General features: G+C 40.2%; 7 protein-coding genes. 1 reads left to right on the top strand and 6 read right to left on the bottom strand.

The annotated features are described in order from the left end of the window. Positions 1-76 precede the first annotated feature (76 nt). Positions 77-1,801, bottom strand: a complete 1,725-nt coding sequence (locus tag I6F44_RS15925) for a sodium:solute symporter family protein (RefSeq protein ID WP_007587184.1) — start codon at positions 1,799-1,801, stop codon at positions 77-79. A 10-nt stretch (positions 1,802-1,811) separates the two neighbouring features. After that, positions 1,812-2,075 carry a DUF4212 domain-containing protein gene (locus tag I6F44_RS15920; protein ID WP_007377498.1) on the bottom strand — a complete coding sequence of 88 codons (264 nt, stop codon included), beginning with the start codon at positions 2,073-2,075 and terminating at the stop codon, positions 1,812-1,814. A gap of 414 nt (positions 2,076-2,489) precedes the next feature. On the opposite strand from I6F44_RS15920, the gene I6F44_RS15915 reads away from it, so the two are divergent. After that, complete coding sequence (locus I6F44_RS15915) at positions 2,490-5,930, top strand: PAS domain-containing hybrid sensor histidine kinase/response regulator (RefSeq protein WP_197174163.1); 3,441 nt, start codon at positions 2,490-2,492, stop codon at positions 5,928-5,930. A gap of 116 nt (positions 5,931-6,046) precedes the next feature. On the opposite strand, the gene I6F44_RS15910 is transcribed toward I6F44_RS15915, so the two are convergent. The 4 genes from I6F44_RS15910 to I6F44_RS15895 all read right to left on the bottom strand — a co-directional run bounded on the left by I6F44_RS15910 (position 6,047) and on the right by I6F44_RS15895 (position 11,932). Then, positions 6,047-8,692 carry a DUF2339 domain-containing protein gene (locus I6F44_RS15910; protein WP_197174162.1) on the bottom strand — a complete coding sequence of 882 codons (2,646 nt, stop codon included), beginning with the start codon at positions 8,690-8,692 and terminating at the stop codon, positions 6,047-6,049. Positions 8,693-8,818: 126 nt separating this feature from the next. Further along, positions 8,819-10,180 carry a hypothetical protein gene (locus I6F44_RS15905; protein ID WP_010554602.1) on the bottom strand — a complete coding sequence of 454 codons (1,362 nt, stop codon included), beginning with the start codon at positions 10,178-10,180 and terminating at the stop codon, positions 8,819-8,821. Between the two features lie 164 nt (positions 10,181-10,344). Then, positions 10,345-11,250 (bottom strand): GGDEF domain-containing protein, encoded by a 906-nt coding sequence (locus I6F44_RS15900; protein WP_197174161.1) that lies wholly within the window; start codon positions 11,248-11,250, stop codon positions 10,345-10,347. 97 nt (positions 11,251-11,347) lie between these two features. Then, a complete protein-coding gene (locus I6F44_RS15895; RefSeq protein ID WP_010554604.1) occupies positions 11,348-11,932 on the bottom strand; it encodes a YqaA family protein in 585 nt (194 codons plus the stop codon). Positions 11,933-12,327 lie beyond the last annotated feature (395 nt).

Below are 12,327 nucleotides of genomic sequence, written 5' to 3'. Positions count from 1 at the left end.
TAAACAAATAAAAAGCCCGACTAAAGTCGGGCTTTTGGTGCTTTATGTTTTCTAAACTATATCTATAAATTGTAGCCTAGTGGTCGTGTGCTTCTGCAGACCCTTTAGGGTTACGAATGCTTTCAACCATTTCTTGAATTTCAACCGGTGTAGGTTTAGTAAACTTAAGAACAATTGCAGCAACTGCAAAGTTAATAATCATACCAATTAAGCCAATACCTTCAGGCGAAATACCTAAGAACCAGTTTTCAGGGCTGTTTAGCTCTGGGCTAACAAACTTGAAGAAGATGATATACGCAGCGGTAAAGCCAATACCCGTTACCATGCCTGCAATTGCGCCTTCGCGGTTCATTGTTTTAGAGAATATACCCATAATAATTGCTGGGAAGAAACTCGCTGCCGCCAAGCCGAATGCAAATGCCACTACCGACGCCACAAATCCAGGCGGGTTAATACCAAAGTACGCGGAGATAACAATAGCGACCATGGCTGCCAACCTCGCTGCAAGTAACTCTTGCTTGTCGGTAATATCGGGCTTGAGAGTTCGCTTGAGTAAATCGTGCGAAACGGAGGTCGAAATAACCAATAGTAAACCTGCTGTTGTAGAAAGTGCCGCGGCAATACCACCAGCAGCTACAAGTGCGATTACCCATGCTGGTAAGTTAGCAATCTCTGGATTTGCTAATACCATAATGTCGCGGTCTACGTTTACTTCGTTAGCACTGTTCGGATCGGTGATTTTACCCGCCGTGTAGAACATTTTGCCATCGCCGTTTTTATCATCAAATGTAATTAAACCTGTGCGTTCCCAGTTTTTAATCCATCCAGGTGCTTCTGCGTAAGCTGTACCGCTACCGTCTTTACCATTTATAGTATCAACCATGTTTACGCGAGCAAAGGCTGCAACCGCAGGGGCTGTAGTATAAACAATCGCGATGAACACAAGTGTCCATGCGGCAGAAATACGCGTGTCTTTTACACGAGGTACAGTGAAAAAGCGAACAATTACGTGTGGTAAACCAGCAGTACCTACCATTAACGCGCCAGTAATAGCGAACACGTCAATCATGCTCTTAGAGCCTTCGGTATATTGCGCAAAACCAAGTTCAGCGCTTAAGCCGTCTAGTTTATCAAGTACGTACACGCCATCGCTGCCAATTAATGTGGCACCAAAACCGGTTTGTGGGAAGAAGTGACCCGTCATCATCATCGAGATAAAAATGGCTGGTACAAGGTAGGCAAATACAAGTACACAATACTGCGCTACTTGTGTGTAGGTAATGCCTTTCATGCCGCCAAGTACCGCATAAAAGAATACAATCACCATACCAATGTAAACACCGGTTTCAATTTCTACTTCTAAAAAGCGTGAAAATACGACGCCTACACCACGCATTTGCCCTGCAATGTAAGTAAAACAAATGAATATGGCACATACAATTGCTACTAAACGCGCGGTGCGTGAATAGTAACGGTCGCCAATAAAGTCAGGAACAGTAAACTTGCCGAATTTACGTAAGTAAGGCGCTAAACACATGGCTAATAGTACATAACCACCTGTCCACCCCATTAAGTAAACGCTGCCATCGTAACCTGCAAACGAAATAATACCCGCCATTGAAATAAACGACGCGGCACTCATCCAATCGGCAGCCGTTGCCATACCATTAGCAAGAGGAGGTACGCCGCCGCCTGCTACATAAAACTCTTTAGTTGAACCCGCACGGGCCCAAATTGCTATGCCGATATAAAGCGCAAAGCTTAAACCAACAATTATAAACGTGAGTGTTTGAACATCCATTGCTTAGCTCCTATTCGTCTACGCCGTATTTTTTATCTAACGTATTCATTTTGAAAACGTACACAAAAATCAAAGCAACAAAGGTATAAATCGCGCCTTGCTGGGCGAACCAGAAGCCAAGTTTAAACCCAAAAAAACGCACTTCATTAAGTACATCAACCAGTAATATGCCAAAGCCGAAAGACACGATAAACCACACTGCTAATAGTTTAAATAACAGCGAAATGTTTTCTGCCCAATAAGCTTTTGCTTGTTCTTCATCTTTAAAAGCCATTTTTGTTTTCCCCTTTAAGCACCGCAATATCGCGATGAGTGGTTTTTTATCTTCGCTTACCAATTTAGCAACGCTGGTTACATATTGAATTGAGACCATAGTCGTAACAGCTTGTTAACGTTTACGTAAACTGTATTTGTCATTCAAACGTATTTTATACATTTTCATTTTATTTCAATTGGTTAGCTTAATTTTTTGAATTGGCTTTACTGTTAAATTGGTAAGTTGGTCATTAATGCGACATTAGTCTAATGCTTGCGATGATTTTATTTTTGTTATTAATATTCAATAAGATAGAAATAAAATGAAAGTTTTATTTTAAATTCAAGCCTCACACTTAACCTCAGTTCTGGTATTGTGTTAATCCCTCATAGGGTTGAGGGACTATTTAAAATAATAAGGTTTAATAACAACATGACTGCCGTACTCATTATTGTTGCTTTAAGTTATATAGGTGTGCTGTTTTGGCTCGCCAATTGGGGCGATAAAACAACCCCCTTGGCAAAGCGTATTAGCCATCACCCTTTTGTGTATTCACTCTCACTTGGGATTTACTGTACCTCTTGGACTTACTACGGCTCAGTGGGTACAGCCGCCACCAGCAGTTGGAGTTATTTGCCAATATTATTGGGCCCTGCGCTGCTGTTTTTATTCGGCCAAGGGTTTTTACGTAAGCTGGTACTGGTAAGCAAAAAACAAAACATAACAACTATTGCTGACTTTATTTCAGCTCGTTACGGCAAACGCCAAACTACCGCGATTATGGTTACTGTTATTGCGCTGCTGGCGACTATTCCCTACATTGCACTGCAATTAAAAGCGCTTAGTACCAGCTTTTTACTTTTGCAAAACAGTAATAAAATATCAGGCGATATGCTCGCGCTTTCTGCCACATTAATTATGGCCTTATTTGCAATATTTTTTGGTACCCGCAAAGTGGACGTAACAGAGTATCGCTCTGGGTTAATGCTTGCTGTCGCGTTTGAATCAATGATTAAACTTATTGCACTTATTGCTGTAGCAGGCCTTGCTGTTTACACCTTATTTAATATGCCAGAGCCTACTTCAAATAAAGTAACCGAGTCTATTTGGGGTCACTGGAGCGACTTTAACTTTTTTAGCTTTAACTTTATTGGCCAGTCTTTAATGGCTGCGGCCGCTATTATATGTTTACCACGCCAGTTTCATGTAACCGTGGTCGACAACCAAAACAAACGCCACTTACTTACCGCTCGCTGGGCTTTTCCGCTGTATTTACTATTAACTGCCGCAATGATTTTACCTATTGCGACTGCGGCAATTCATCCTGAAATTGGCAGCGGCTATTCGCCAGATAGCTTTGTACTTGCCCTACCGTTAATTAACGACAACGCCTTTTTAACCACCTTTGTATTTATAGGTGGTTTATCGGCCGCCACCGCAATGATAGTGGTAGCAACGCTTACATTAAGCACAATGATTTCAAACGATGTGGTATTACCCCTAATGCTACGTCGTAAATTTAAACGCAACTTAATTACTACCAGTTATAAGTCTCGAATTTTACTTGTAAGGCGCTTTGCTATTGCAGGCATATTAATTTTGGCCTATTTCTATCAACAATGGTTTGGCCATAGCAGCGCGCTGGCAAGTATGGGCTTAGTTGCTTTTTCACTTGTTACTCAATTATTACCCGCTATTGTGGGCGGCTTATATTGGCGAAAAGGTCATGCTTATGGGGTTTATGCAGGTTTAGTAGCGGGCTTTATTTGCTGGGTACTATTTTTAATGCTGCCAATACTCGATGCCGGTGCAACGCTTGATAGCGAGCTACAACAAACGCTTATAACACGCGGAACCTTGATAGCTTTGTTTGCCAATATTGGTTGCTATATTAGTTTTTCACTTGGGGCTGAGGAGCGCTTAATTGATAAAATTCAGGCAGCTGCTTTTGTTAACCCTAAAGATCAGGCTATTTTATCAAGGCGCTTAAATAAAGACGTAAAAGCCACTGTTTACGACTTTAAAATACTACTACAAACCTTTTTAGGTATTCAGCGCAGCCAACAAGTATTGGCGCATTACGCACTCGCCCATCACTTAAGCGATAACAACGCACACCCAGAGCCTGAATTTATAGCTTACTGCGAACGCGCGTTAACAGGCGTGCTTGGCGCATCTTCCGCGCAAGCATTAATACATACGGTATCGTCGGGTAAGCGTATGGCGTTTGAAGAAGTTGTAAACTTTTTTGACGAAACCACACAAGCGCTGCAATTTAATCAAAATCTGTTATTTACCTCACTCGAAAATTTAAGCCATGGTATTTCAGTTGTCGATAAAGATTTAAAGCTAGTAGCTTGGAATAAACGCTACAGCGAAATGTTCGGCTACCCTGAAGGATTTTTAGAAGTAGGCCAACCCATAGAAGATATTATTAGATACAACGCTAACCGTGGTGAATGTGGCCCTGGCGAAATAGAACGCCAAGTAGAAAAACGTGTGCAGCATTTAAAATACGGCAGCTCGCATCACTTTATTCGCCACCGTCGTAATGGCCAAGTATACGAAATGATTGGTAATCCGCTGCCCGATGGCGGATTTGTTACCAGCTTTTCGGATATTACCAATCACATAAGTACGCAAAATGCGCTTGAAGAAGTAAACATGGATCTTGAAAACCGCATAGAAGCGCGAACTCAAGAAGTACAAACCATTAATAGAGACTTACAAGCTCAAATAGATAGCCGTGTACAAACCGAGCAAGCACTTACTTTAGCCAAACGAGAAGCAGAGCAAGCCAACGACAGTAAAACGCGCTTTTTAGCACTGGCGAGCCACGACATTTTACAGCCGTTAAACGCAGCACGTTTATACCTTGCTGCCATTGACGAAAAGCAACTCGACAGCACTAACCAAAACAGCTTTGAAAAATTAGGCGACAGTCTCGATTCAACCGTGCACTTAATGTCGGCACTACTTGAAATAGCCAAGCTAGAACAAGGCGCTATGACCCCTACCCCTCGCCACTTTTATATTGAAGATATTTTAGCCCCACTGCAAAGTGAATACGCTATTTTATCAAGTGATAAAGGTCTTAAGCTTAGTGTGCGTTCAAACCAGCAAATTGTGCACAGCGATATAACCTATTTACGCCGAATTATTCAAAACTTGGTCTCTAATGCAGTTAAATACACCGATAATGGCCGTGTATTAATTGCCTGTAGGAACCGAAAGCATAATTTACGGATAGAAGTATGGGATACAGGCCCAGGTATTAGCGAAGTAGAACAAGCTAAAATATTTAATGACTTTTACCGTGTTGAGTCGGGCGATAACAAAGGCGTAGGCTTAGGCTTAGGTGTTGTAAAACGTATGGCTGACTTATTAAGTTTGCCGCTTGATGTGCATTCTGAGCCAAATAAAGGTAGCCGTTTTAGCATTGAGGTACCTTATGGCGACGAGCAGTTTGTACAACAAAAAAGTACGACAAACAGCCTAATAGAAAACCGTGCAGCAATTAATATTGTTGCCGTAGACGACGACCCTGAAAACCTAGCTGCAATGGCAAGCTTACTTAAAAAGTGGCAAGCTAATTACACGCTATTTGATAATGTAAATAATGTACTGGCGCACGCTAAGCAAAACGGTGCACCCGATGTTATTTTAATGGACTACCAATTAGGCAATGATTGCGATGGCATAACGCTAATTAAAACCCTGCGCGAAATTTGGCAAAGCCAAGTACCCGCTATTTTAATTACCGCAGTACGCGACACCGAGCTTAAACAAGAAACCAAAGCCGCTAATATTCATTATTTAAGTAAGCCAATTAAACCGGGCAAACTAAAGGCACTGCTTAATCACAGTACATAATAAGCTAGTAAAAAGTGAGCTAGTTAAAAGTATTCTAGTTAAAAGCTATCAAGTAATAGCGTAAAACAAAAAGCCCAGTATCTTCACTGGGCTTTGCTTTATAAAGTGTTCAAAAGTTAAACTGGATTTACTCGGCTTCTAAGCTTTTGGAACAACCAACTTAACCCCACCAACGAAAGTCCTAATCCAATAAACGAAAGCGCTTTAAGTAAGCCCTCCAAGTTAGCCATATCAATTAAAAACACTTTAACAATAACTGCAGCTAGTAAGCCTAAGCCTACTTTTTGTATTAATAACTGGTTTTTTAAATGACCAAAAATTACAGTACCCGCACCCATTACTAACCAAATAACAGAGTAGCTATAAAGCTCTGCATTACTTGCGCCTTTTGATAAGTAAATATAAGGCCCTTGCCAGTATTGGCGAATAAAGCTGTTTATTGCCAATAATATAAACCCACCCGCAACGGCCAATATAAATGGCGTAGCTTTAGCGTTTATTGGTTTTACAAGCTTGGCCAGCCAAAGCGTTAATCCTGCAGGTACTAACCACAATAGTAATAACCAGTTAAATATTGGCAGCTCACCTATGTAAAGTGATTCAAATAATGGGTTGTCGTCAAGCAGTGTTTTAATAGCAAAAAGCCCTGCTAACCCTGCAAGTGCAAAGCCCGCCACTTGGTATAACTTAGCTAAAGTACCGGCAAGTTTTGCTCTATGTAAATACACGCACCCTAATGCCAGCCAGTTACAGGTAAGGAGTATTTGTTCGTAAAAATTAAGTGAATCAAATTGCGGATAATGCCCTACTAACTGATAACTTGTTTCGGTTGTAATAAAAAGCGCTAAACAATGAAGGGCTGCACCTTCTAACCATACTTTTAATTGAGATGCTTTAAAGCACCTAGCTGCGGCAAAAAATAACGCAATGCATAACGGGTAAACCACTATGCTCCAATGCAAACCAAATACCGTGAGTGCATCGTAACTTGGCGTCCAAGGTGAAAGCGTAAGGCGCAGTAATAACGCAGCAACCAAGGCTTTTATAGGCCAATGTGGCATAGGCACGCTATAGCGTTTAATAAGTACGCTTATAAGTAATACTTGTACAGCAAGAGCAATGGTTAGGCCGCTGTCACTTAGTAGCATGGTAATTGCTAACGTAATATTGGCATTAGCGCCTACCCAATAAGTAAAACGCTGAAATAGCGTTGTATTATGTTGCGCGAGCTTTATTAAAATAGCTGCCACTACAAACAATACAACGGCCCAAAGTGGATATGCAGTACTTAACGCAGAATTAGGAATAAGCGTATATAAAGTCGCTATCATTACAAATACACTAAATGCCCCCGTAATATGAAACGCTAAACGCTTAATCTGTTTTTTACCGTAATAAAGCCCAAAAGCGGTAAGTAACAATCCGAGAAATAAACCCAAACCATACTCATTTTTGAATATAAAGAGTGCGTCATCAAATAGGTTTGGCGAAAGATGCGTGCGTTCAGCGCCTATCACCAATAGCGTTGAAATAACTAACGCTACACCCTGCCAAATATCCCAACGGCTATTTTTAAGGACTAAAAACAACACCAAAACAATACTCAACACGCCGATTGTTTGCCACTGCATATCAAAGTGACTTATTAGCATGGTAAATATTAAGGGCGCCATAAAGGCGAGTAATAATGCATGATCTGGAAGCACTTTAATTAAGCGTTTTAAACTGTGCGGGCGATGTTCAATAACATTCAGTTTTAGACCCAATCGCGGTATAGCAATTAACCCAATAATACTCAGTAGAGCAAACGTTCCCATTAACCAAACGGTATCAACTTTAAGTAGCGTAAAACCAACTAAATACCAGCCAATGTGCCCAGCCCATAGTAAATACCATAGCCAAATACGTTGTACTTTATGTGCAACTAACGCAGCCGACAGGCTTACAAAGCCAATATACATTAACAGCGCAAATAAGTTACCACTGCCAGTGCTAACCCATATTGGTACGCTGTAAGCGCCAATAATACCAAGCACGGCCAATAGCGGGCCTAACCTAAGCGCCATTGCGCTTGCACTAATTGCTATAACTGCCAGTGCAAAAAATGCCACGGTAGGGCTAAGCATATCGTAGCTACTGTAGGCTAAAAGCGTTAAAGCAAAACAGGTAATAAACCCGCCGCTTGCAAGCGCTGCGGGTATGTAATTATTAAAGCCTTCAAATATAATACGTTTATGGTGTAAATAAGCCGCAGCTGCAATTAAGCCAAGCCCAAATAAGCCGCCTAAGCTCAGCCTCATTACAGGCGATAATAATCCCGCTTCTAGGCTGTATTTAGCTAAAAATATGCCACCAAACGCAAGGGCGATAGCGCCTATCCAGGTCATCCAGTTTTGCTCAAACCCTGCGCGTAATTTATTAAATAGTAATTCTATGGCTGATGCTTCAGCTGGTTTGGCTTTTTTAGGAGGCTCTGATGGCTGATTTATTACAGGTGGCGACACGCTTTGGGACGTTAAGTTTGGCTGTGTTTTATGAGCAATTGGCTCAGACCTTGAAAGCGCTGCCTGAGCCGTAGATGCTTCGCTTTGAGGTTCACTTTGCGATATCGGTTTATGTGTTTGTAGATGTGTTACTTTGGCCCTTAAAACAGCCACTTCTTGTTTTAATCCATTTAACTGCACTAGCGCTATTAAGCCGCAAATAGCACCGGCAACTACAACCAGTATTACTATGACGGCTAACCCAACTAAATCATCCATGGCACACTCTTATTAATTATTATGCCCTGAGTGTACCTAATTATTAATGAGTAGGTAAATTTTGTTCAATAAAAAAGCCTAAGCACTTAAAGTGCTTAGGCTTTATGCTACTTAATATGTTTAGATTTATTCAACACTATCGGTAATAGTGCGCTCTAGGGTCATTTTATAACCTGAGCTTGTTGTTTCATCATGCTCTAAAATCAATATGTAGTTACCCTCTTGTGTAAAGTCCATATCGCTTTGCTGAATAAGCACAATTTGCTGGCCATTATCTTCATAGACAACATAAACCGTGTAAATTTCGTTATCTACAACCTGTTCTTCTTGGTCATACTTATCTAGGCCATCGACTACGTTACTGGTGTCGTCTACTGTTTCGCCGTTAAGTGTAAAGTACACATCAACATCTGAAACCGATTGCCCTGCGTAGCTTTCAATTAGGTTTACAACCGATACCGTATGGCTGTAACTACTTGGTGTTAGGTTTTCTTCAACGCTCATCATACGTAAACCGTTATCAACGTCGTTATAAAAAATACCCACCGCACTTTGCTCACGCTCTAGCGTCATTAAAAAGTTATCAGCTAGTTTTGTACCTTCTTCGTCGTACATCGCTACGCTGTAACTATTAGGCGAAAGTTCAACATAATCTGTATAAGAGTCACTAGCAACTGTATTTGTTGTGTTTACAGTTGTACCGCGTGTAGCAGAAAAGCTCACTGGCGAGTAGTCATCAACCGTATTTATAAAACGTAATTGCCCCAGGGCAGATTGATGTTTAAGCTCAGTAACGTAGTTATTATCGGTTACTACATCAAGCGTAATACCGCCTTCTTCTGTAGCGTAACTTGGGCGGATCATTGCTACATAACTTGCTTCATCGTATAAATAAACAGATGACGACTCGTACACAACATCACTGCTGCCCGCTTCTGTTATGTAAATAGTGTAATAGCCTTCATCAATGCTTTGCAGATCTAACTCACTTAAATATTGAGCTGATGAAAAAAGTGTCGCGCTTTCAAATACGCCATCATCAGTTGCTAAATAAATATCGTAGTTAGTGTCCTCCCCTGCAATATTGTAAAACCCTAAGTTAAACTCACCCGTATCGCTTGTAATAGGTACGCTAAGCTCTGTAAATGTAGGCTCATCAAAGTTGCCGCTCATTACTACTAACTGTGTTTTGTCGCCTTTAATAGAAATTTCTTGGTCGCTAATTGTTATATAGCTGTCGTTAGCATCTAGGTATTCAAAACTTACATCATAAGTGCCTGTGCTGTAGTTATGGCGAGTAGTTACATCGGCAAAATCAGCGCCTGAACGTTCTGTTTCTTCAACAAACAAACGTGTGTATGGGCTATTGTAAGAGCCGTTATACAATTGGATGTAACCTGTAGAGCTTGAGCTATCATCAGAGCCGCAGCCCGACAAAATAGTAATTAGACTTAAGGGTAATGCAGCTTTTAAAAGGGAGTTGGTCATTAAGGTTATTCCTTATTATTAATATCCCCATTATGACCCAAACATTCTATTTTAATTTCATGATTTACAAAGCATTACCCTCACTGACATTTCCTTACGAAAACGTTAAAAAGTGTAGTAAATGTGCAAACAATAAGGACGTGTTTTTATATAATTAAAAACGCTTACGGGGCAATTTCAAAACGATCTCGGCCACTCTTCTTAGCTAAATATAAAGCTTGATCAGCGCGCTTCATTACTTTATCTAAAGGCTCATTAGGCGTTTGCATTGCAACACCTATACTTACTGTTAAGTGGCGAGAATTTTGAACATTTATGGTGTGCGCAAGATCAATTAATTGCTGCGAAAAATCACATGCTTGCGTCATATTATTTGTAGGCAAGTAGCCACCAAATTCTTCACCACCGAGGCGAGCAAATTTGTTTTGGTGCGTAAAAGCATTGTCGTATTTAGTTGCTAGTTCTTTAAGCACTACATCACCAACATCATGACCAAATTCATCATTAATTGCTTTAAAGTGGTCTATATCGATAATTAAAATAACGTAAGGTGAGTGCTGAGCATCTTTAGCGTGCTGATAAAAATAACGTCTGTTATGTACCTTGGTTAAATCGTCAATAATTAGCTCACGCGCTAATCGATTATTAATACTTTGTATAAAGCGCATCGTTTTAAATAAACCATAGGAAGTTAAAAGCATGCCGCTGGTTCTGCATAAATCTTCAAAATAAATACTTACCCAGTAAGGCTGTATCACTATCTCATCGATTAAATCAGCTGTATTACCCATGGACCAAAGCATTAATCCGAGAGTCGAAAATGTATATGCAAGCTTTGAAAGTTTGGAGCACTGAACCATCCAAAATAAAAAAATAAGAACAATTAAATTAATAAAATCAGTTGTAAAACCGTAAACATTATTTTGAACTTGTAAGGGAGGAAAGTTAGTTAGGGAGTAGGCTGAAAAAATAACAATATAAGCTAATAAAAATAGGCTTACAGTTTTATTTTTCCAGCTCATTTTAAAAAAATTAGAAAGCCTGATAGTGAGTTTTACCGTTTCAATCATATTAACCCTAAGCTTTTCGATACTATATTAAAAAACTATAGCACATTACCAAAAAGGCTTATTAGAATAAGGTGGTTAATAACCTTTAATAATGAGCTTAAATCACCAAGCTTAATCCCCAAACCCCTAACACAAGTAACGTTATTAAAACCATTGCCTTAGTTTTGTGTTTACTAATGATTCGCTCAGCTTCATTACCTGCATAATAAACAATAATAGCCAGACCAAAGTAACGAATAGAACGCGCAATACCTGAGGCCAACAAAAACAGCCAAATAGAGTACTTAGTCGCGCCTGCTGCAAGCATCGCTATTTGAAACGGAATAGGCACTATGCCTAGTGTTATTACAAACCAAAAACCTTGATCTTGCATTTGCTGTTTAACGTTTTCAAATTGCTCAGGGCTCGAAAACGTATTAATAATCCAATCGCCAACCGCATCAAATAAATAATAACCCAACGCATAACCAAACAATGCGCCCACTATGCAGCCCAAGGTCGCCATTAATGCTATAAGCCATAGCTTTTCACGACGAGCTTGCATTAGCGGTACTAATACAGCCTCAAGTGGAATAGGAACTATGGTTGACTCTAAAAACGACGCCACTGTAATACCGCTAAGCATATGCTTAGAGTCAATAAAATTACGCGTTTTTTCTTTTAGTTTTTTTTGAATGGCCATAGTAAATCCTTTTCACTTATCAGTAAGAACAAGAGTATTCAATAAGCCAATAATTACACATTTAGGTTAATACACGCTGAAAACAGTGTACTAAATTTACAGGTCCTAGGGCGTATTGATCTTTGTTGATTGAAATTTGTTCAATCTAGGGTCGATTAAATCGCGGCGCGAGGTTTGTAACCTAGTGGGCTCGGTAACTGCTCCTGCGTTACCCTACTGGCTTACATCCATGTAAGAATAAGTAAAAATCGAGCAAAGCTTCCGCGTCCTGCTAACGCCCCTTACCTACATCCATGTCATAGGTAAGATCTTAAGAAATTGAGTTGAAGCTCAATTCATGATCAAATGGTTGTTACCACACAAACCACAGAATCAAGAAAAGAGCTTCAAATGAA

This window comes from Pseudoalteromonas sp. NZS11_1 (assembly GCF_015864275.1).
Classification (GTDB): Bacteria; Pseudomonadota; Gammaproteobacteria; order Enterobacterales; family Alteromonadaceae; genus Pseudoalteromonas; species Pseudoalteromonas arctica.
Note: the sequence above shows the minus strand (reverse complement) of the source record. Positions and strands in the feature narration are given on the sequence as shown.

Excerpts from the sequence above, each read along its gene's own strand:
- I6F44_RS15925 (WP_007587184.1), bottom strand. The coding sequence starts at position 1,801 with ATGGATGTTCAAACACTCACGTTTATAATTGTTGGTTTAAGCTTTGCG.
- I6F44_RS15920 (WP_007377498.1), bottom strand. The coding sequence starts at position 2,075 with ATGGCTTTTAAAGATGAAGAACAAGCAAAAGCTTATTGGGCAGAAAAC.
- I6F44_RS15915 (WP_197174163.1), top strand. The coding sequence starts at position 2,490 with ATGACTGCCGTACTCATTATTGTTGCTTTAAGTTATATAGGTGTGCTG.
- I6F44_RS15910 (WP_197174162.1), bottom strand. The coding sequence starts at position 8,692 with ATGGATGATTTAGTTGGGTTAGCCGTCATAGTAATACTGGTTGTAGTT.
- I6F44_RS15905 (WP_010554602.1), bottom strand. The coding sequence starts at position 10,180 with ATGACCAACTCCCTTTTAAAAGCTGCATTACCCTTAAGTCTAATTACT.
- I6F44_RS15900 (WP_197174161.1), bottom strand. The coding sequence starts at position 11,250 with ATGATTGAAACGGTAAAACTCACTATCAGGCTTTCTAATTTTTTTAAA.
- I6F44_RS15895 (WP_010554604.1), bottom strand. The coding sequence starts at position 11,932 with ATGGCCATTCAAAAAAAACTAAAAGAAAAAACGCGTAATTTTATTGAC.